The sequence below is a fragment of the Armatimonadota bacterium genome (genome assembly GCA_018268395.1).
GTDB lineage: Bacteria > Armatimonadota > Fimbriimonadia > Fimbriimonadales > Fimbriimonadaceae > JAEURO01.
On sequence record JAFDWQ010000001.1, the window covers coordinates 458,306 to 477,085 of the forward strand.

The 18,780-nt window shown below is 63.2% G+C and carries 21 protein-coding genes; 12 read left to right on the forward strand and 9 right to left on the reverse strand.

The window, feature by feature from the left end; genetic code table 11:
- Nucleotides 1-108 precede the first annotated feature (108 nt).
- From JST30_01985 to JST30_01995, 3 genes are all read left to right on the forward strand, one after another.
- The gene (locus JST30_01985; GenBank protein MBS1713087.1) at nucleotides 109-684 is read left to right on the forward strand and encodes a DUF4230 domain-containing protein; all 576 of its coding nucleotides are present in this window, start codon (nucleotides 109-111) and stop codon (nucleotides 682-684) included.
- A 125-nt stretch (nucleotides 685-809) separates the two neighbouring features.
- Nucleotides 810-1,430, forward strand: a complete 621-nt coding sequence (locus JST30_01990; GenBank protein ID MBS1713088.1) for a hypothetical protein — start codon at nucleotides 810-812, stop codon at nucleotides 1,428-1,430.
- A gap of 257 nt (nucleotides 1,431-1,687) precedes the next feature.
- Nucleotides 1,688-2,017, forward strand: coding sequence for a hypothetical protein (locus JST30_01995; protein ID MBS1713089.1), 330 nt, complete (start codon nucleotides 1,688-1,690; stop codon nucleotides 2,015-2,017).
- Here JST30_01995 and JST30_02000 read toward each other — a convergent pair.
- Nucleotides 1,997-2,791 carry a GNAT family N-acetyltransferase gene (locus tag JST30_02000; GenBank protein MBS1713090.1) on the reverse strand — a complete coding sequence of 265 codons (795 nt, stop codon included), beginning with the start codon at nucleotides 2,789-2,791 and terminating at the stop codon, nucleotides 1,997-1,999. The two genes, JST30_01995 and JST30_02000, sit on opposite strands and share 21 nt — an antisense overlap.
- A gap of 33 nt (nucleotides 2,792-2,824) precedes the next feature.
- Entirely contained in the window at nucleotides 2,825-3,202 is a 378-nt protein-coding gene (locus tag JST30_02005) for a cupin domain-containing protein (protein ID MBS1713091.1), read from the reverse strand.
- Nucleotides 3,203-3,274: 72 nt separating this feature from the next.
- Between JST30_02005 and JST30_02010 the strand changes: the two genes are divergently transcribed.
- The gene (locus JST30_02010; protein ID MBS1713092.1) at nucleotides 3,275-3,811 is read left to right on the forward strand and encodes a hypothetical protein; all 537 of its coding nucleotides are present in this window, start codon (nucleotides 3,275-3,277) and stop codon (nucleotides 3,809-3,811) included.
- Here the strand turns inward: JST30_02010 and JST30_02015 are convergent.
- Entirely contained in the window at nucleotides 3,808-4,419 is a 612-nt protein-coding gene (locus JST30_02015) for a hypothetical protein (protein ID MBS1713093.1), read from the reverse strand. The genes JST30_02010 and JST30_02015 overlap by 4 nt on opposite strands.
- Nucleotides 4,420-4,575: 156 nt before the next feature.
- Here JST30_02015 and JST30_02020 point away from each other — a divergent pair, with 156 nt between their 5' ends.
- Nucleotides 4,576-5,109, forward strand: a complete 534-nt coding sequence (locus JST30_02020; GenBank protein MBS1713094.1) for a GNAT family N-acetyltransferase — start codon at nucleotides 4,576-4,578, stop codon at nucleotides 5,107-5,109.
- A 6-nt stretch (nucleotides 5,110-5,115) separates the two neighbouring features.
- Here JST30_02020 and JST30_02025 read toward each other — a convergent pair whose 3' ends face one another.
- Both JST30_02025 and JST30_02030 read right to left on the reverse strand, forming a co-directional pair.
- Nucleotides 5,116-5,640, reverse strand: a complete 525-nt coding sequence (locus JST30_02025; protein ID MBS1713095.1) for a hypothetical protein — start codon at nucleotides 5,638-5,640, stop codon at nucleotides 5,116-5,118.
- 71 nt (nucleotides 5,641-5,711) lie between these two features.
- Nucleotides 5,712-6,194 (reverse strand): DUF1579 domain-containing protein, encoded by a 483-nt coding sequence (locus tag JST30_02030; GenBank protein MBS1713096.1) that lies wholly within the window; start codon nucleotides 6,192-6,194, stop codon nucleotides 5,712-5,714.
- Between the two features lie 113 nt (nucleotides 6,195-6,307).
- Between JST30_02030 and JST30_02035 the strand changes: the two genes are divergently transcribed.
- Complete coding sequence (locus JST30_02035) at nucleotides 6,308-6,844, forward strand: adenylate kinase (protein ID MBS1713097.1); 537 nt, start codon at nucleotides 6,308-6,310, stop codon at nucleotides 6,842-6,844.
- 23 nt (nucleotides 6,845-6,867) lie between these two features.
- Nucleotides 6,868-9,273 carry a S8 family serine peptidase gene (locus JST30_02040; protein ID MBS1713098.1) on the forward strand — a complete coding sequence of 802 codons (2,406 nt, stop codon included), beginning with the start codon at nucleotides 6,868-6,870 and terminating at the stop codon, nucleotides 9,271-9,273.
- Nucleotides 9,274-9,297: 24 nt separating this feature from the next.
- On the opposite strand, the gene JST30_02045 is transcribed toward JST30_02040, so the two are convergent.
- The gene (locus JST30_02045) at nucleotides 9,298-10,434 is read right to left on the reverse strand and encodes a hypothetical protein (protein MBS1713099.1); all 1,137 of its coding nucleotides are present in this window, start codon (nucleotides 10,432-10,434) and stop codon (nucleotides 9,298-9,300) included.
- Nucleotides 10,435-10,837: 403 nt separating this feature from the next.
- Here JST30_02045 and JST30_02050 point away from each other — a divergent pair, with 403 nt between their 5' ends.
- A complete protein-coding gene (locus tag JST30_02050; protein MBS1713100.1) occupies nucleotides 10,838-11,932 on the forward strand; it encodes a hypothetical protein in 1,095 nt (364 codons plus the stop codon).
- 21 nt (nucleotides 11,933-11,953) lie between these two features.
- On the opposite strand, the gene JST30_02055 is transcribed toward JST30_02050, so the two are convergent.
- Nucleotides 11,954-12,613, reverse strand: coding sequence for a PAS domain S-box protein (locus JST30_02055; GenBank protein ID MBS1713101.1), 660 nt, complete (start codon nucleotides 12,611-12,613; stop codon nucleotides 11,954-11,956).
- A gap of 235 nt (nucleotides 12,614-12,848) precedes the next feature.
- Here JST30_02055 and JST30_02060 point away from each other — a divergent pair, with 235 nt between their 5' ends.
- From JST30_02060 to JST30_02075, 4 genes are read left to right on the forward strand one after another with little or no spacing between them, the layout of a single operon-like run.
- On the forward strand, nucleotides 12,849-13,964 hold the full coding sequence (locus tag JST30_02060) for a hypothetical protein (GenBank protein ID MBS1713102.1): 1,116 nt from the start codon (nucleotides 12,849-12,851) through the stop codon (nucleotides 13,962-13,964).
- On the forward strand, nucleotides 13,961-14,440 hold the full coding sequence (locus tag JST30_02065) for a Rieske (2Fe-2S) protein (GenBank protein ID MBS1713103.1): 480 nt from the start codon (nucleotides 13,961-13,963) through the stop codon (nucleotides 14,438-14,440). The genes JST30_02060 and JST30_02065 overlap by 4 nt, the downstream gene beginning before the upstream one ends.
- A gap of 2 nt (nucleotides 14,441-14,442) precedes the next feature.
- Complete coding sequence (locus JST30_02070) at nucleotides 14,443-15,513, forward strand: cytochrome bc complex cytochrome b subunit (protein MBS1713104.1); 1,071 nt, start codon at nucleotides 14,443-14,445, stop codon at nucleotides 15,511-15,513.
- A gap of 9 nt (nucleotides 15,514-15,522) precedes the next feature.
- Nucleotides 15,523-16,896, forward strand: coding sequence for a cytochrome ubiquinol oxidase subunit I (locus JST30_02075; protein MBS1713105.1), 1,374 nt, complete (start codon nucleotides 15,523-15,525; stop codon nucleotides 16,894-16,896).
- A 162-nt stretch (nucleotides 16,897-17,058) separates the two neighbouring features.
- Here the strand turns inward: JST30_02075 and JST30_02080 are convergent, their stop codons facing one another.
- Together JST30_02080 and JST30_02085 are read right to left on the reverse strand one after the other, a co-directional pair.
- Complete coding sequence (locus JST30_02080) at nucleotides 17,059-17,475, reverse strand: prepilin-type N-terminal cleavage/methylation domain-containing protein (GenBank protein ID MBS1713106.1); 417 nt, start codon at nucleotides 17,473-17,475, stop codon at nucleotides 17,059-17,061.
- 74 nt (nucleotides 17,476-17,549) lie between these two features.
- Complete coding sequence (locus JST30_02085) at nucleotides 17,550-18,779, reverse strand: type II secretion system F family protein (GenBank protein ID MBS1713107.1); 1,230 nt, start codon at nucleotides 18,777-18,779, stop codon at nucleotides 17,550-17,552.
- Nucleotide 18,780: the final 1 nt, after the last annotated feature.

Below are 18,780 nucleotides of genomic sequence, written 5' to 3' on the forward strand. Positions count from 1 at the left end.
CGGGGGTGGAGCATTCCGGAGGGGCCCCCAACGGCGCAATCGCCCTACAATGGGAACCGACGTCGCCCCGCAGCGTTCTTTGGAGGAGTGGATCGATCGCGTAAGGTCTTGCTCCTCGCGACCGGCGGAGTCGCCGGAGCGGTGCTCGTCGGCGTCCTGAACCGGAACGAGCCCACGAACGTATCGGACCGGAAGTTGCCCCTGGTGTTGCGCGGCGTCCAGGCGCTGGGCACTCTCCATACGGCCCGGCACACCTACGAGAACGTCTTCGAGTACTCGACCTCGCGACAACCCCTCCAATGGGTGGCGATGGTGCCCGGTGGAGCGGAACTGGTCCGGACGGGGACGCGCAACGTCGTCCTGGTCTCGGCTACGGGCGAGATCGAAGCAGGCGTCGACCTCGCTCGAGCAACGGTCGAAAGGTCGGGGGACACCGTGACCGTCCGGCTACCCAAACCGCAGTTGTTCGAACCGAAAGTCGACGCGAAGGTCCACTGGCAAAAGTCGGCGGTCTTCTGGAGGGACGACAACATCGCGCTCAAGGCCGTCCGCGACGCGGAAGACCGCATCAAGGAGGCGTCGCTCCGGCAACACATCCTTGAGACCGCCGCCGACGTCGCGGGCAAGCGGGTCAAATCGCTGGCCCGCGACATGGGGATGGACGTCTCCGTAGCGTTCGGCTAGCCCACGCCGCTTGGCCCAAATCCGTCCGGAGGGCGCCTTTCGTGGCCGACGGAGCAGAGCGCCGAAGTGCCCGTCGACCCCGACTTGGCGCCGGATCGGGAGTCTCTCGTGGTGAGAGGACCATCATGAGGAACACACCAAACTGGCTCGCACTGGCCGCTTGCATCGCTTTCGGCCTGGTCGCGACGGCCCCGGTCGAGGCGGCCGTACAGACCAAGAAGTCCAAGACCCAGACCTCGAAGAAGGTCAAGAAGCCTGTCAAACGCGCCGCCAAGTCGGCTGCCAAGCCAAAGGCGAAGACCTACGTACCAAAAGCCCACGTCGTCAACAAGGGCAGCTTCCGGACACTGAAGAACAGTGACCGCATCACGGTGATCACGCGCGGTTCGACGTCGTCGCCCCGTCCCCGGTCCGACATCGAGGCGGCCCGGCGCCGGTCTCAGGTCACCACTCTGCGCACCGTCGCGCCGTCACAAGCCGTCCTGCGCAACCTGACGGTGGACACATACCCGTCCACGGCGTTGCTCGTCCGCAATCCGAACACCAGTTGGTGGGGTACGTACGGGCCGCCGAGCACGTCGTACCTCGACCCGACGTACGGTTGGATCACGACCATCGGCTATTCCTGGGGCACCGTCATGTACACCTATGGTTACCAAGTGGTGAATTTCTGGAACGGCGGCGGCTATGACTGGGTCGCCTATCCCGGTGTCGCGGGCGTGGCCTATCCGGTCCTGTACCGCTGACAAGGCTGCTTGCTCACGACCAACGCCCGGCTCTCGAGTGCTTTTCCGTTCGACAGCCGGGAACGTTTTCGTACCGCTCTCTCGTCGAATCGGGTGTGGCGGGGCGAACGACGGGAGTGTTATCCGGGACAGCGCTGGTCCTCCTAACGGCCCTGAGTGGTTGTAGCGGGATTTCGCATCTTTTCGTACGCAATCTCAGCTCACAAGCCGTCGACATCGAGTTCCGGTTTCGAGACGGCACGGGTCGGACGACGAAGATGAAGCTTTGGCCGCACCAGGCGCCGGCCGAAGTGACCGACTTCTTCGGCACGTTGCCTCCGATGGACATTTATCTGGCAAAGGCGGGAGGTCGAACGGAGCGCGTCCCTGACCCTTCCCTGTCCCCAGGCTTGTTGAATAACACCTCGTCGTCCGAGGTCTACTTTCTCGACGTGACGGACGAAGGCGTGGTGTACAGGGATCCGAACTTTTTCGAATCGCGGCAGTCTGCTCTGACGTTCTGCCTGTCCGCGATTTGCCTGGCCCCTGTGGCACTAGTCGCGAGCGCGTCCTGGATCCGTAAGCGGTCACAAAACGACGACGCTTGACGATGACGTGGCCCGACAAACCCGCTTCATATGAGACGTCTCACGAGAGAAGCCTAGCTTCTCGTAAAAGCCGTTCTGGTACGTGAAGAGGAACACGTTCGCACCAGGAGACGATTCGTGGATCAGATCGAGGGCCTCTTGCATCATCTTCGAGCCGATCCGGTGTCCTTGCCAGCGCGGAAGGACACCGACGTCCCAGACGCTGAACCATCCTAGGGCGTCCTGCATGATCCGAACGGTTCCGATCGCTTCACCATCCGGTGAAAGAGCGACGATCCCGCCCCATGTCGTAGATGACTGGTCGGGAAGGAACGACTTGTTGCCAAAGGCTGCTCCGACGACGGACCGGTATTCGTCGTCTCTCGGGACGCGCCTTTCGATCCGGACGCCTTCGGGAAACGGCTGCGAAGGTCGTGACGTTCCCAAGGGCGGTCCGGCGAACCGCAGGTGGTAGCCGTTCAGGTCTTCGACCACGTACTCTCGGAAACCCCACGGTCTGTCTCCCAGTTCTTCCACGATCTTCGCCCCCCTGGCCCGGTGGGTTTCATGAAGCTCGTCGGCGTCGTCCACGTTGATCCAGTGCTGGTGTCCTTGTATCTTCGCGGCAAGCTCCGGCTGCCGATTGAAAAGGATCGTGGCTCCGCCACTGGACGCTGAGCCGAACGTCGGTGGCTCGCCCCATGCCCAAACCGTTTCGAACCCCAAGACGTCTTGGTAAAACGCGAGCGTCGCGACGATATCGGAGCACGCGAGCACGGCGCTGGAGCTTTTCACTCCGTTAAGCATACAGGACGACTAAGTGCGTACTCACTCGGGGCAGAGCACGACGCTCTCCTGCTCGTTCGGATCGGTCCGCGCCAGCACCGCCCGGGCATGGCTGTCCGACGCGTTATAAGGCAAATGCGGGACGCCGGCGGGGATATAGACGAAGTCGCCTGCCGTCGCTTCCAGGTGCTGTCCGAGGTCGTCGCCATAGTGCATGCCGACCGTGCCCTCCAGCATGAAGATCGCCGTTTCGTGCGCTTCATGGTAGTGCGCCTTGGCACGGGCGCCGGGCGGGAACTCGACCAGGTGCATGCAGATCCCTTGAGAGCCCGTCGATTCGCGTGAGACGCCCTGAAAATAGCTGAGGCCCTGAACCCCTTCGAACCCTTTTTGCTCGCGCACGACGCGGCACTCGTCCATGCCCCCGAGTGTAGCCTTTGGCAGCCCGGGCGTAACCCGATGGTCGGTCCGTCGCGTCAGAGACGCCAAGTCATGCTCGCCATCGCCGCAGCCGCTATGCTCGCCGTCACGCCGGTCCAAGACTCCCCTCAACCTGCCCCGACCCCGATCAGAATGCAGCTGACGGCAGGGCCCGGTGGATCGTTGTCCCTCGTCGTCAAGAACGCGAACCGTCGCTCCTTAAACGTGAATTTTGGAATCTCCTTGGCGAACGGGTCCGCCCACTATCCGACCAACCTTTTGCTGACGATCGTCGATGGAGCGAAATCCCGCACGCTTCCTTACGCTCGGGGACGCGGTGTCGTCGGCGGACGGACCGACGACTTCGTCGTCCCCTTCTTCGGCCAATCGAGCTACGAGTTCCGGTTGGACGTTTCGGACTTCGCCGAACTCCACGATGGTCCCGTCACTCCGGTCCCCGAGACGTTCCGAGCGTTCGTGTCAGTGGTCAGCAAACCGCTGGAGCACGTGAACCTGGACACCCAAGGGCTCAAACATATGGAGCTGTTCCAAGGCGAGGCCGCGTCGAACATCGTCGACATCGACCTCGCCAAGAAAGGGACCCGCTAACCGCTGATCTTCTGATAGACGGCGGTGTGCGACTCGGACGACGGATACGTGCCGTCGCGCGGCATCAACGCGAGGATGCCGTTGGGCACCGCGCCGTACTTCAAGAGGATCTCCGTGACTTCGGTCTCGGTCACGTCCCCGCTGGGCGCGTCGACCGCGATCAAAGCCCCGCCGTTTTCGACGACGGTGGCGTACGAGCGCGCCGCATCGTCGTCCACGCCCTGGTCGATCAACGAGCCCGCGACACCGCCCGCGACGGCCCCGGCGACGCCCGTCGCGGCCACACTGGCAAGCGCCATGGCCAAAGCTCCCCCGCCAAGGACGATGCCCAAACCGGGAACGGCCGTGGCCGCGAGTGCGGCGAGCACGCCGACCCCGAGTCCGATCGCACCGCCCCTCTTCGCCCCTTCGAGCGTGTCGGCAGGGGTCGTCACGGTGAACCCTTCTTCGGCTGTGACACGGACGTCGTCAGCCGCGTCAGGGTTGCCTGGAAAGGCCTTTGCGAAAACACTGATGTCTTCGGACTGCACGCCGCGGTCCATGAGGGCCGCAACGGCCCGGGAAGCCGAATCGGGATCCGGCATCGAAGCATAGATGAGTTTTTCCATGGTCTTGCGTCGGGTACGGACGCGCCGCCCCTCTGTCCTCCTCGACGCCGTCCGGCCCTTTCGCTCGGAGTCCCGCCCCGATTTCCTACGCGGTCCTTACGTTTCGCCGGGCCGGAAGCCGCAGTGTCGGCTCCGTCGGCCCATACTCCTCCCGATATGGCGCCGACGTTCGAAGTGGCCCGGCTCGAACACGCTCTCGACGTGTCCCAGATGCGCGTCGCGGCTGGAGAACGCCTGACCGAACGGTTAGGCCCTGGGAACTGGGCCGGAACCGCCTTAGTGCCGTCCATCAAGGAACGCATCCGTTCCGCCGACCCGACGCTCCACCGGTCGACCCTCTTCGTCGCCGTCGAAGAGGGACGCGCCCTTGCATCCGTGGCGCTGAGCACCTTCGCTCCGGGGTTCTGGAAGAAGTCGCTTTGGAGCGAACCGGGAGCTTCGGCCCTCGGAGTCTTCGCGCTCGTCGTCCATCCGGACGTCCAGCGTCAGGGCCTCGGACGCTTCGTCATGGCGCAGGTCGAAGGCGTCGCCCGAGGACGGGGCATCCCGTTCGTCCGGCTCGACGCCTATTCAGCCAACCCCGGTTCGAACGCCTTCTACGAGGCTTTGGGTTATGACCGCAGGGCCGTGATCGACCTGCGGGGAACCGGGCTCGTGCTCTATGAAAAGCGCGTCCTGCCCCGTCCTTGACACCGTTCAGTCCTTCTTTTTGGGCGGGACCGGAACCGTCTTCCAGGCCATCAAGGCCTTCTCTGTCGCCGGTCCGTTCTTCTGCAGCCATTCCGCGGCTTCGTCGCCGGCCTTCTTCCCGTAGACGCGGTGGCCATAGACGAGCGACACACCCTTGCCTTCGCTCATTTTGAAGCGTGCGAACGACACTTCGATGAATTCCGGCTTCGGAAAGAGGACGACGATCAGGTGTTCGGCTTCGGACGAACCAGAGCGGGGGACCGAGTCTGTCCGCACGACACGTCCACCGTTCTTCTGATACGCGTCCAGGACGGAATTGGCCGCCTTTGCCAGCGCCTCGCCGTCCTTGACCTTGGCGTAGACGTTCAAGGTCATCATGTCTTTCCATTTGGCGAGGTCTTCCTGGCCCTGGGGCGTGTATTCGTGAAGGTCGTCTTTCGAGTACCGGTGGAAGAAGCCTTGTCCCATGAAGCTGAAATCAGGTTTCGTCATCGGTATCAAAACGGACGCAAGGGCCAGGAACGGCGTCATCCGGCGAGGATACTCTCCGTGCCATAAGACGGTGCCGATCCCGCCCTTGCGCGTAACGCGTTAGACCGGGATCACACCCGGGTGTACACGACCTTCATGAACTGCACCCATTGACCGTCTTCGCCTTGACCGCTCGACGTCAGTGTCCGGTGGTCGCCGTCGACGATCTCGATGACGTCGCGGTAGTTGGAGGTCTCACCGTCCTTCGTCATGCTCGGACCTTGGCAGTCGAGCGTCATCGACTTGCCGTCTCCGCTCAACGTGCCCGTGTACTTCCAAAGGTGGGACGACGCCGAAGCGAACCAGCAGCCCCGGTACTCCTTGAAGGAGACGTCGTAACCGAGTGCGACTTTGTACTGCATGCTCTGACCGTCGTGCATCGTCGACTCGCCCTCGCCAAAAGCCCAGAGTCCGCCCAAACTCACGACGGTTTCGCGGCCGGCCATTTTCATGGGAGGACCGTCGGGCCCCATCATCGCTTCGGTCTCGGTCGTCCACTCACCGACGAGTTGCATCAGCCACTCGTGTTCGGCGACAGGTTTCGTCGGGCCCATTTCTTCAGGTGTGGTCTCGCTCATGTCAGATCCTTCATACCCTCAGACGTCAAGGTTCGACACGAGCCGCCGGGTCCAGGGACAATCGACACGTGCCCCTCGCCGATCACCGACTGACCGCTCGCCGCATCCTCGTCTACGGTGTTTGCGGTTCGGGCAAGACGACGCTCGCCCGGCGGCTCTCCGAACGTTCGGGAATCCCCTGGCATTCGGTGGACGACCTCACGTGGGAGGCAGAATGGACACCCGTCGGGCCGGACGTCCAGCGGGAGCGGATCGGGAACATCGTCAGCGGGACCGAGTGGATCCTCGACACGGCCTACGGAGCCTGGCTCGACGTCCCGCTTTCCCGTGTCGAACTGATCGTCGGGTTGGACTATCCCCGGTGGTTCTCGTTCGCCAGGCTCTTACGCAGGGCTGTCGTCCGGGCGATCGACCACAGTCCGGTGTGCAACGGCAACGTGGAAAGCTGGCGCAATATGGCTTCCAAGGATTCGATCCTCGTTTGGCACTTCAAGTCCTTTCGACGTAAGCGGGCCCGCATCCGTCAGTGGGCCTCGGACGGAACCGGGCCGAGCGTCCTCGTGTTCCGGAGCCATCGGGAGTGCGAACGGTGGTTAGGGTCGCTGGAACGCCGGTTCCCGACATAAAGACCTCGGCGCATAATGTCGGTGTGCGGACCGCTGCTTTTGCTTTCCTTGCAGGCGTCGCCCCGTTCGTCCACGGCCAGCCGGCCCGTTTGGGCGCGGACGTCTTCCCGTCGCAGGCCCGAGGTGTGATCGTCGGGGTCGCGGCGTCGGCTTGGCGTCCCAACTTGACGCCAGGGAGCACGTTCGCCGGCCGTCGTGTGATCGACGCGAATCCCACGTTGAGGTCCCTCCTCCTGGACGCGCAGACCGTCGAAGCATCGGTCATCGCTCGGCGCTCCGGAGTCCGGTACGCCGTCCCGAACCAGACGACGATGGCTTCCTATACGCCGAACGATCCGTCCTTGGGATCCCAATGGGGCCTTGCCAGGGCCGACTTTTTGGGAATGTGGGACAAGGTCAAGGCAACGGGAAATTCGCCGATCGCCATCTTGGACACCGGCATCCAGACGGACCATCCCGATTTGGCCGGGCACATCGTCGCCGGAGGATATGACTTCCACAACGGGGACAACGACCCCATGGACGACAACGGCCATGGGACGCACTGTGCCGGTATCGCGGCGGCCGTCACGGACAATGCCGTCGGCATCGCAGGCGCCTCGTTCGGCGCGACGCTGATCGCGGTGAAAGTCCTTGGTGCGAACGGCTCAGGGACGACGTGGAACGCGGCCCAAGGCATCACGCACGTCGTCAACGACACGTCGGCCCGCGTGATCAGCATGAGCCTAGGTGCGAGCGGGAACGACCCGAACTTGGAAGCGGCGTGCAACCTCGCCGGGAACGCCGGGATCGTGGTCGTGGCCGCCGCCGGTAACAACGGCAACACGACGGTCCAGTATCCCGCGGGCTATCCGACGTGCCTCGCTGTCGCGGCGAGCGACGCGACCGACGGGCGTCCTGCGTTCTCTAACTATGGCCCTTGGGTGCACGTCGCGGCCCCGGGGACGTCGATCTATTCGACGTACCTCCCAGACACTTATGCGACCCTACAAGGGACGTCGATGGCGACGCCGTTCGTCTCGGGCCTCGTTTCGGCGATGTACGAGACGCAGGGAGCGGGCCGGAACCCGGTGAAGGCCTCTTGGGCGAAGAACTTCGTCCTGGCCGGCACGACGGAAACAGGCACGTGGACCCGGTTCGGTCGGATCAACGCCCGTGACTCCTCGATCTTCGCATCGAACGCGGCCGTTTCCTATTGGAACTTCATCGGTGTCGGGCCCGGCGTGACCGATCCCGACGGCGTCCGGACCGTCATGGACGCGGCCGGAAACCTCATTGTCGCCACCCGCGTCGGGGCGGACGCTTCGACGGACGTCCTGTTACGGAAGTACGACAAGAACGGCGTGCCTGTCTGGTCGAAGACGATCGACGGTGCAGGCATGGCCGACGTGCCCCTCGGACTCGCGACCGACACTGGGAACAACGTGTTCTTTACCGCGTCGTCCCAAGGCCCTGGGACGGGGAGCGACCTGCTGACGTGCAAGGTTTCGGCCGCAGGCGCACTCCTGTGGAGCAACCGCTGGAAAGGGCCGGGCACCGTGGACGACTTCGGACGGGCCGTCGTCGTTTCAGGTTCGATCGTCGTCGTGGCCGGTCAATCTTCGGCCGGCCCTCTCGCTCAGCCGGACTGCTATCTCTGGAGGTTCAACGCTGCCACGGGCGCGACGATCGGGGCCAAGGCGTTCAACGGTACGGCGAACGGCGCGGACACGGGCAAGGCCGTGTCTCTGAGGACGGACGGACGCGTCTACGTCGTCGCCGACGTCGCCGGAACGGGGACCGGGAAGGACGCTGTCGTCCTCCTCTATACGCCGGGTTCGAACGTGCTCACCCAACTCGTCCGGTTCAACTCGTCGGGCGTCAACGACGACTGGGTCGACGCTGTCAAGACGACGCCGAACGGAGACTGCGTGGCCATCGGTCGAAGGCCGGGCGGAAGTTTCGTCTTCCGCGCCAAAGCTGGAGGCGGCTTGGCTTGGTATTGGTTCCAAAACGGGACTTTGAAGTCTCTGGCGCTCGATGCCGCGGGATCGGTGTACACGGACGGGTTCGAGTCCGGGGCCGGGATCGGAACGATGTTCCGGGTCGTCAAACGGGACTTGTCGAACGGGGCCATTCTATGGCGGAGAAGGATCGCAGGATTCGGCGACGTGGTCCAAAGCCAATACGTCAACGAGGGACTGGCGATCGACGTGACCGGACAGTCCGTCGCGGTTTCCGGTAAGACGTACGGGGCGACCAACTCCGATTGCGCGACCGCGTGGTACGACGCGTCGACAGGGCAGCTCACAAAGTTCGCCCGCTATGACGCCGGATCCGCCAACGACCTCGGTGTCGCGGTCAAGGTATCGCACGTCACAGGCAAGACCCTGACCGTCTGTCTCACCGCTCAAGCCGCCGGCAAACAGGTCCGGATCTTGCGCTATTGAACGGCTCACCGACCTTGACCGGCTTCACTTTCCTGTGATCGTCACCGTCCGGACGAACAAAACCTTGTTCCAAGAGAAGGCGATCGCCCGGAATTCCGGTGCCGGCCACCACGAATCGGCCTGTGCCGAAACGAGGATGCCGGTCGAAGGGTCTCCGGGACGCAAACCTCGTTCGGCTTTGGCTTGTCGCTGAGGATCGTTGGGAGCCAGCCAAAGTGCGTTCGAACCCGCGACGGCTTTTCCTAAGGACAGCGGCGTCAGCTTGGAGTGGACGTCGGGAAGGTCGGTGCGGCCTGGACGCGGTTCGAAGTAGCCCGGGAAGCGGACCGGTCGAAGGGCTCCGTTCGAAGGGACGCACTCAAGGACGGTCGCACCCTCGGGAATGTCCGGGCGCATGCGGATGAAAAACCGGGACAGGATCGGAAGGTTGGAGAGTAACGTCACGCCGCCCGACGTTGTGCTCGATCGATCGATGGCGAGCTCCACCAGAGTTTCCTCGCCGTTCCTCACTTTTTGATCGCTCTTCGACAAGTCCAAAGTGAACGACGTTGCGCCTCCGGCAACGGCTGGTCCGGAGAACAACGCCGTACCTGACTTCGACCAATCGGCGAAACTCTGGCCCTGCCCTTCGGCGGTGGCGATATCCCTGGAAAAGACCACGGTGTTGCCGCCTGCGGCCAAGACCCAGGTTTCTCGGGTCGAAGCGGACGACACCGTCAGCAGCGCGTGGGCGAGCAACGGAGAGACCTGGACCTCGACCGTAGGCTCTTCTCCGGCATTGAACTTCCGCGTCCAAACTTGTCGGGCCGTGGATTCGTGAGCGTCGAGCACGGTGACGGACAGGTACGGCCCGCCCGCCTGACCCCTTACGACGAGGACGCCCTTCTTTCCGGCCTTCAACCAGTCGAACGATGCGATCTCCTCGCCTGCCGCCAGCGTGACGAGAGTGGCACCCTTGTCGGCATCGAGGTCGAACACTCCAAAGGCGGCCGTTCCGGCGTGCGACGTCGTATAGCCCAAGCACTTTCCGTCATCGGACCAGTTCACGCTTTCGACGTCCGTAGCGACGAACCGCGGCGTTCCGAGAGTGACGCCCGACCACTCTTGAGCGTGTCCGACCGACACGATGGTCAAGGCCAAGAAAAGCGAGGCCGCTCTCATACCGTTCTTTATACAGTACGGGCGAAGCAATGATTCCGGATCAGCGCCTTATCCGCCTTTTAAACAGCGCGCGGTCGACGTCCTTGCCCAAGACCTGGGCTGTCCACGGTGGTCCTGGAGGTGCGCAACGGATTCCGTGATCCTTCACTCTTTCGCCCCAAGAGCGTCGAATACCGAGTCCCGGTAGGACAAGGGTCGGCCGGCCGTCTCGTTCCCATGGTCTTTTCGCGAGTCGAGGATCCGGTACCAAGGGGACGGTCTCGACCACAAAGGGGTTCCCTCCTTACGGCACGTCAAAAACCGTGGAGGGGAGCGCATGTGCCGTTTTGGCTACGGGTGCATTTTTTGCTTCGGTCCCTTCCTCTTGGTCTTCGACGCTCCTCAGTTCGGAGCGCGGAACGCCATGAAAAGCCGTGCAATTTCGTCCTTCGTCTCGCTCGTCGCCGCCGCCCTCGCTTTGTCGGTGACTGCCCGAGCCACATACGTCGCCGTCGACCTCGGGACGGGACCGGTCGCCAACGACATCGATCAGGGCTCGCTCGCGGGTTGGATGCCGTTCGCGTCGGAATTCGGGAACCGCGCCCATGCGTGGACGGGAGCGACTCAGGGAGACGTGACCGATGTGCACCCCTCCTTTTTGGACACGGCGACGACGGCCGGTTCGTCCTACGCGGCCGCGGTCTCAGGTGGCCTTGCCGTGGGATACGGGGTCGGTTCGCCGACTCTGAACCGGGCCGCGCCGATCGCGTGGCGCAACGGCGTGGCGTCGTACCTCGATCCGGGGTTCGCCTACTACTTCGGTCAAGCGACCGACACGGACGGGATCCAGATCGTGGGAAACGTCTCGCAACAGGACACCAAGCACGACATCGTCACGGGGGGCCCGAGCCATGCGGTCCTCTGGGACGCGGTCACAGGCTCGGCCACCGATCTCAGTCCCGGTAACAAGGGCTACTCCGTCTTCGGCGTCGGCGGCGGTGTCCAGGTGGGTTACGAGCAGAAGAGCAAGTACGTCGAAGCCGTGCTGTGGACCGGCACCGCCCGTTCTATGGTGAACCTCCATGACCAAGACTACGACCTCTCGATCGCGTACGCCACCAACGGACCGACCCAAGTCGGAATCCTGGGGCAGGACCGTCAGTTCTTCGCCGAAAAGCGTGGCCGAAGGGTCCGGTTCTATACCGCGGTGAGCTGGCACGGTTCGGCCGACTCCGTCTCCTTCTTCGATTCTGGGGCGTATCCGGACTCCTGGGCGGTCGACGTCAAGGGCGACACGGCCGTCGGATACGGCGCTCTGATCAACTACCTCGGCGTGCCTCAGACTTACAGGGCACTGGCGTGGGTCGGAGCCGGTCATACGCGCGTCGAACTCCACGCCTTGCTTCAAGGGTCGTTCGCCCACTCGCGGGCCGTCTCCGTCGATGCCGCCGGGAACATCGTCGGCAACGCCACGACGGCCGACGGAAAAGTCCATTCGATCGTCTGGATCAAGCAATGAAACTCGGTCCCCCGCGCCGTCTCAGTGGCGGTGCGGCGGATCGTCGAGCGGACGGAAGAAACAGACCACCATCCGTCCGTTCGGCGTGTCCATTGCGTTCAAATGGATCTGGACTCGGACCAGCTTCCCGTTGCGGTGCAGGATGTCGACGCCCTCGTCGGAGCTGATTTCGATCGGGCCCGGCATCGCGGCCAGGTAGGCCTCGCGGTGCCGGCGGTGCCCGGCACGTACGGTCTCGGGCATGAGTTCCCCGACGTGGAGCCCGACGAGTTCCTCTTGGCTCCATCCGAAGAGCTCGGCTGCCAGCCTGTTCGCCCGATGGACGACACCCTCGGACGTGACGATCATGACCGGCCCTGGCGCGCTGTCGAGCATCGCTTCGAAAGTCGCGACCTCGCGGGCGAGCGCGGCGGAGCGCACCGCGGCTTCATCGAGTTGGCCTGCGAGCCTCTCGTTGTTGCTCCGAAGTTCCGACGCGACCGCCTCTTCCCGTTCTTGGACGAACTTAGCGACCAGCTCGGCGCGGTTGAGCCGTCCGTACTTCTCGCGGATCCGGCACCAATAGGTGCTGACCGTCGGGACGCTGATCCCGAGATCGTTAGCGATCGCCTGATCGATATGGCCGGACGCCGCAAGTTCAAGGATCTGGCGCTCGCGGCGCGAGAGTCCCGACCTGCCCATCTTCAATCGGATTATGACGCCTGTCATGTCGCGCCGTCCGGCGGCACGATACGGTGGTCTTCATACGACGCAGACCCGCTCATCGGACATACGGCCTACCTTGATCCGCGCCCTGAACTGCAAGTGTTACCTGCCCGGTTCAGGTTCAATCAGGTTCAAACGGACTTGAGGGTCTGTTCCAGTCCGCAAAACCGACGACATTTTTCAGACTTAATCGAATTGTAGAGTTTTGGCCATGGGGCCATTCCCTCACCTTGACCCGATCCCGATTCCGGCTCCGGTCTGGTTGATGAAGGTGCTCAGCCTCTTGACTCTAGCCCTTCACTTCTCGGCCGTCATGATCCTGGTCGGGACGCTCGTCCTCGTTTTGTGGCTGAACGCCGCAGGGCGCTCCAAGAAGGACGAAGACCAAGTCTCCGCGGCCTACACGCTCGCCAAACGGATGCCCGTGTTGATGACCTGGGTCATCAACCTCGGAGTCCCGCCGCTGCTCTTCGCCCAGGTGCTCTACAGTCCGGCGATCTACTCCAGCACTGTGTTGATCGGCTTGCTCTGGATCGCCGTCATCCCGTTGCTCATGTTGGCCTACTGGATGCTGTACCGGACGGTGGCCGCCTTCGAAAGCGGCAAGTCCCCCATGATCCCGGCCGCGGTCGCCCTTCTGGTCGTCCTCGGGATCGGCCAGATCTACGCGATGAACATGTCGCTCATGCTCAGGCCCGAAGTCTGGGCCGAGATGTACGCGGCGAGCCCGATCGGAGCCAAAGGGCCGAAAGGCGATCCGACCTTGACTCCACGGTGGCTGTTCGTCATGGCGGGCGGACCGGCCTTTGGAGGCGTTTGGGCGCTTCTCCTCTCCAACATGGCCTACCTGAAGGAGGGAGCGAAGAAAGCCCTCCGCAAGGCCGGAGGGGCCGCCGCACTCGTCGGCGCCGCCCTTCAGATCGTCCTCGGTGCGATGGTGCTTCAGAACCAACCGGCCTCCGTGAGAGAAGCGGTCTCGGCCAGTGGCCTGAACACGGTCGCGGGCTACCTCTTCCTCGGCACTGCCGTGGCGACGGGCCTGCTTGGCGGCTTCCAAGCCCTGCGCGGCGTCTCCGGACTCGCGCTCGGGGTCGGCGGCCTTTTGACGGCCTTTCTGGCGAACGCTGGGGCCGTCATCGTCCGGGACGGTATCCGGGACGCGACGCTGAAGGCCAAGGGGTTCGACGTTTGGAACCGGACGGAATCCAGCAACTGGTCCGTCGTGATCATCTTCCTCCTCCTCTTCGTAATCATGTTGGGAGTCGTGTACTGGCTCCTCAGCGTGATGCGGAAGGCCACTCCTCCTAACGAGCAGGTGTCCCTATGAGCGAAAGCGCTGTCCCCCACATCGAACAGGAAGACCAAGGCTTCACGCGTCGCGGGTTCGTCAAAGTCGCCCTAGGCGGCGTCGGCCTCGCCTACGCGGCGGCCATCGGCTATCCGATCTACCGCTACCTGAATTCGCCTGTCGAAGCGTCCATCGCCATGGCGGCGGTCAAAGAGGTGACGCTGCCTGACGCCGACAAACTCCCGAAGGGTTCGGCCCTGATGTACAAGTTCGGGGTCCGACCGGCGATGTTGATCCACCACAAGGACGACACGTGGGTGAGCCTCGACGCGGTCTGCACCCACATGGGCTGCACGGTCGCTTACGATCCGAACGCCGATATGATCAACTGTGCCTGTCATGGCGGCAAGTACGACGCGAAGACGGGCGAGAACGTGTCCGGGCCGCCTCCTCGGCCATTGACCCGCTATGAAGTCACCGTCTCACCGGGATCGGTGCTGGTGCAGAGGGCTTAACCATGGCAAAGAACCCGAACTACCTCATCGAAAGGCTCGGCCTCGAGGACGTCATCGCAACGGCGAAGAAGAAGACCGTTCCTCAGCATAGACACAGCGTTTGGTACTACTGGGGAGGCCTCTCGCTTCTCTTCTTCATCGTGCAGGCGCTCTCGGGGATCCTCCTTATGGTCTATTACCGGCCAGGCCCTGAAGCCTACGAGTCGGTCCGTCAGATCACGTACCAGATCCACTTCGGGTGGCTCGTCCGCTCGGTGCACAACTGGTCGGCGAACCTGTTCCTGATCTCCGTGTTCGTGCACATGTTTTCCGTCTTCTTCATGAAGGCGTACCGCCGCCCGCGGGAGTTCGGATGGTGGAGCGGAATGGTGCTCCTCTTGCTCGGACTGACGTTCGGGTTCAGCGGCTACCTGTTGCCGATGGACGACCTGGCGTTCTTCGCGACCAAGGTCGGACTTGAGATCCCTAACGCCATTCCCGTCATCGGCCCGCCGATAGCGAACCTGTTGCGGGGATCGGTCGACGTCAGCGAGTTCACGGTCCAGCGCTTCTTCGCGCTCCACGCCGTGATCCTGCCCATGCTCTACCTCCCGTTGCTCGGGATCCACGTCTGGCTCGTCCAGAAGCACGGCAACGCCGTCCCTGACTCGGAGGAGGCGAAACCCGCTTCGGACCGCAAAACGATCCCGTTCTTCCCCAACTTCCTGGTCAAGGATTTCGCGATGTGGCTGATCGGTCTGAACGCGCTCGCCGTCCTGGCGTCCGTGTTCCCCTGGCAGCTCGGTCCGCCCGCCGACGCCCTGAAGCCGGCTCCCGTCGGGATCCATCCGGAGTGGTACTTCATGAGCCAGTTCCAGACCTTGAAGATCATGGGCCGTCTCTTCCCCGGAATGGCGGGCGAGGCGATCGGTATGACCCTGTTCACGGTCGGCCTGGTGCTCTGGTTCCTGATCCCGGCGTTCGACAAAGACAAACCCTCCGGCCAACGAGGCCGCACGACGACCTACTTCGGCCTCCTCGTGGTCGGCATCCTGGTGCTGACGACGGCATGGGGCTACTTAGGGGTCCGCTAGGAGCTATCCATGAACTATCCACTTTGGGACGTCCCTGGACTCGGCGGAGCGTGGGTGATCGGTCTGATCTCGATCTTCCACGTCCTGATCGCCTGGTTCGCTGTCGGAGGCGGGATCTACCTGCCTGTCGCCGAATCGAAGCTGTACCGCGAAGGAAAGGAAGCATGGTTGCCCGTCTTGCAGGCCCATTCCCGCTTCTTCCTCGTCCTGACGGGCGTGTTCGGCGCCGTCTCGGGCGTCGGCATCTGGTTCGCGATCGGTCTGGTCCACCCTGAAGCCACATCGACCCTGATCCACAATTTCGTGTTCGGATGGGCGATCGAATGGGTGTTCTTCGTCATCGAGCTCGCCGCGGCGGCGGTCTACTACTACACCTGGAACAGGATCCCTCGGGAACTGCACCTCAAGGTCGGCTACGTCTACGCGGTCGCCTCCGTGCTGACCCTGGTCATCATCAACGGCATCCTGTCGTTCATGCTCACACCGGGCGACGCGTGGCTCCAGGTCGCGGGCACAGGTCAGGAATCGAGCCGCTTCTGGCTCGCGTTCTTCAACCCGACATACTTCCCGTCCTTGATCATGCGGACGCTGGCGTGCCTGTCGCTCGCCGGCATCTATGCCTTGATCTCGTTCTCCAGGGTCGACGACGAGTCTCTCAGCGAAATCCGGACTTCGATGATCAAATGGAGCGCGCGATGGCTCGCTCCGATGGTCCTCCTGATGCCTGTCGTCCTCGTTTGGTTCCTCTTCGCGATGCCGGCCGAGAGCAGGGGACTCCTCCAACTCGGCATGACGACCATCGGCTCTGGCGCCTTCACCCAGGTGACGCGGATCGCGATGCTGACCGTCATCACGACCGTCACGATCGCAGGTGTCGCGTACTTCTTCGCCTACAAGGCCCCCAAGGAGCTCTCGGTGGCCCACGGGATCGCCTTGCTCGCGCTGGGCGCGGTCGCGACGGCCTCGACCGAATATGCCCGGGAAACGGTGCGCAAACCGTACGTCATCGGACGGCACATGTACTCGAACGGTGTCCGGGTCCGGGACGTCGAGAAGTACAACCAAGAGGGATACCTCACGGACTCGATGTGGACTCCGAGCATGGACAGGCTTGCCCGAGGAGAAGCCATGTTCCGAGGCCAGTGCGCCAGCTGCCACACGCGTGAAGGCTACCGGTCCATGCACCGGCTGCTCCAAGGGCGCGACGAGAAGAACATCGTCAAGCTCCTCGAACTTCTCCACAAACCGACGGCCGACTCGACGTACGTCAAGTACATGCCGCCGCTCGTCGGCAAACCGGACGAGATCGACGCCCTCGCCGGGTACCTGTCCACCCTCTCGCAACCGGCGGCGCCGGCCACGTCGGTCGTCCGACGCGAATAGACCCTTCGAGGAAGGATCCGACCACGACGCCCCTTCCCGGCCCGGGAAGGGGCGTCCCTTTGTCCTTCCTACCGGGAGGCGGACACGACAAAACGGCCGGTAGGACGACCTACCGACCGCTCTTGAAGCAAATCTCGAATGAAGGTTCCGGATGCAGAGGGACTACCAGGTGCTGTAGGCTGTACCGTCGAGGCCGTTGCCTGAAGCCGAAGAAGAAACCTTACCGACCGTCGGCGACGTCGTCGAATAGGTGATCGCGGCACCGGAAACGGGGTCGGTCGGGACCGATTGGAGGTACGGGCCCTTATAGTCGGCCGCGGCGATCGACTTCGCGGCTCCCGCACTGTCCTTCCCGGACGCCGGGGCCGTCGTCACCGTCAGGTCGGCCATAGAGGACGGCCAGGCGGACGTATCGTTGTGGAAGAGCTCGATCGCGTTCCGGCACAGCTTCAAGTTGCCTCGAAGACTCGCTTCCTTGCTCCGCAGGCCCGAATCCATGAACCTGGGGATGGCGATGGCGGCGAGGACGGCCAGGATGACGATGACGATGAGCAACTCGACGAGCGTGAATCCCCTCATCTTGTGAGCCGGCTTTTGCTTCAGTAACTGAGTCACAAGGACAATATCGGTCATCGAAACTAGACTCTTTAGGGTCACTTTACGTTCTGTATCGCAGAATAGATCGGCGTAATGATCGAAACCGTGATCGTCCCGACCAGGACGCCCATTCCGACGATCATCAGGGGCTCCAAGATCGAGACCAGCGACTTGAGCCGGCCGTCCGCCTCGACCTCCATCTGATCCGCGCACGAAGCGATCATCGAACCCAGTTTCCCGGTCCTTTCACCGACCCCGATCATCTGGGTGACCACGGGCGGGAACACTTTGTGCTCCTTGAAAGCCTCGAACACCGATCGCCCTTCTGAAACTGAGGTCAGAGAGCGGCCGATCGCCTCCGCGAGCGACCTGTTCCCCGCCACTTTGGCCCCGTGTTCGAGGGCTTGGACGATCGGGACGTTGCCGGAGACGAGCGTCGAAATGGCCTGAAGGGCGCGGGAAAGAGCCAGTTTGCTCAAGAGTTCGCCGATCCCAGGAAGGCGATAGGCGAAGCGGCCGGCGTGCTCGGCGACCACCGGGTTCTTGAACAGGAACCGGATTCCGGTCAGCGTCCCCACAAAGCCGAGGACGCAAGGGACGGGTCTGCTCCGGATCAGGTTCCCGGCATCAAGCATGAGCCGCGTGGTGACCGGAATCTCCGCGTGCATTTTGAGGAAGATATCGGCGAACTTCGGCATGACGAAGACGATCAGGACGAGGACGGTCACGAAGCTGACGAACAACATCACCATCGGATAGAGCATGGCGTTCATCACTTTTCGGCGCAACTCCGCAGAACGCGCCAAATAGGCCGATGCGCTCGCCAGTGCCAGGCTCAGGTTGCCCCCTTCCTCGGCGACGCGGACCATGTCGGCAACGACCTCGGGAAAGAGCCCGTCCGCCGCCCGCATCGACGACGACAGACTTTGACCGCCGACGATCGCCGAGCGCAACGACTGGACGCCTTTGACGATCTGGTCTTTGGCCGCGATGCTCTCGATCGCTTCCAAGGCTTCGACGAAGGGGACGCCGGCGCCGACCATGACGGACAGGTTCGACAGGACTTCGGCCCCTTCAGCGTCGCTGATCCGGCGACGGGACCGGCGCTTCGTCCCGACCGAAGAGATCCCTAAGGGCGACCGGGCCGCCTTGGAGGGCTTGACCAGGACAAGGGTGACCTGTTGGTTCGCCATCTTGCGCTCGACTTCGTCGGCGCTGGTGGCGTTCAGTTCTCCCGTGACCGGGTTGCCGTCGCAATCGTAGCCCTTGTACTCGAACGCCTGCATA

What these genes read in the sequence shown, in the direction of transcription:
- JST30_02025 (MBS1713095.1), bottom strand. Translation starts at nt 5,640, where the DNA reads ATGACGCCGTTCCTGGCCCTTGCGTCCGTTTTGATACCGATGACGAAA.
- JST30_02060 (MBS1713102.1), top strand. Translation starts at nt 12,849, where the DNA reads ATGGGGCCATTCCCTCACCTTGACCCGATCCCGATTCCGGCTCCGGTC.
- JST30_02030 (MBS1713096.1), bottom strand. Translation starts at nt 6,194, where the DNA reads ATGGGCCCGACGAAACCTGTCGCCGAACACGAGTGGCTGATGCAACTC.
- JST30_02010 (MBS1713092.1), top strand. Translation starts at nt 3,275, where the DNA reads ATGCTCGCCATCGCCGCAGCCGCTATGCTCGCCGTCACGCCGGTCCAA.
- JST30_02080 (MBS1713106.1), bottom strand. Translation starts at nt 17,475, where the DNA reads ATGAGGGGATTCACGCTCGTCGAGTTGCTCATCGTCATCGTCATCCTG.
- JST30_02050 (MBS1713100.1), top strand. Translation starts at nt 10,838, where the DNA reads ATGAAAAGCCGTGCAATTTCGTCCTTCGTCTCGCTCGTCGCCGCCGCC.
- JST30_01995 (MBS1713089.1), top strand. Translation starts at nt 1,688, where the DNA reads ATGAAGCTTTGGCCGCACCAGGCGCCGGCCGAAGTGACCGACTTCTTC.
- JST30_01990 (MBS1713088.1), top strand. Translation starts at nt 810, where the DNA reads ATGAGGAACACACCAAACTGGCTCGCACTGGCCGCTTGCATCGCTTTC.
- JST30_02055 (MBS1713101.1), bottom strand. Translation starts at nt 12,613, where the DNA reads ATGGGCAGGTCGGGACTCTCGCGCCGCGAGCGCCAGATCCTTGAACTT.
- JST30_02045 (MBS1713099.1), bottom strand. Translation starts at nt 10,434, where the DNA reads ATGAGAGCGGCCTCGCTTTTCTTGGCCTTGACCATCGTGTCGGTCGGA.
- JST30_02005 (MBS1713091.1), bottom strand. Translation starts at nt 3,202, where the DNA reads ATGGACGAGTGCCGCGTCGTGCGCGAGCAAAAAGGGTTCGAAGGGGTT.
- JST30_02075 (MBS1713105.1), top strand. Translation starts at nt 15,523, where the DNA reads ATGAACTATCCACTTTGGGACGTCCCTGGACTCGGCGGAGCGTGGGTG.
- JST30_02065 (MBS1713103.1), top strand. Translation starts at nt 13,961, where the DNA reads ATGAGCGAAAGCGCTGTCCCCCACATCGAACAGGAAGACCAAGGCTTC.
- JST30_02020 (MBS1713094.1), top strand. Translation starts at nt 4,576, where the DNA reads ATGGCGCCGACGTTCGAAGTGGCCCGGCTCGAACACGCTCTCGACGTG.
- JST30_02085 (MBS1713107.1), bottom strand. Translation starts at nt 18,779, where the DNA reads ATGCAGGCGTTCGAGTACAAGGGCTACGATTGCGACGGCAACCCGGTC.
- JST30_02015 (MBS1713093.1), bottom strand. Translation starts at nt 4,419, where the DNA reads ATGGAAAAACTCATCTATGCTTCGATGCCGGATCCCGATTCGGCTTCC.
- JST30_02070 (MBS1713104.1), top strand. Translation starts at nt 14,443, where the DNA reads ATGGCAAAGAACCCGAACTACCTCATCGAAAGGCTCGGCCTCGAGGAC.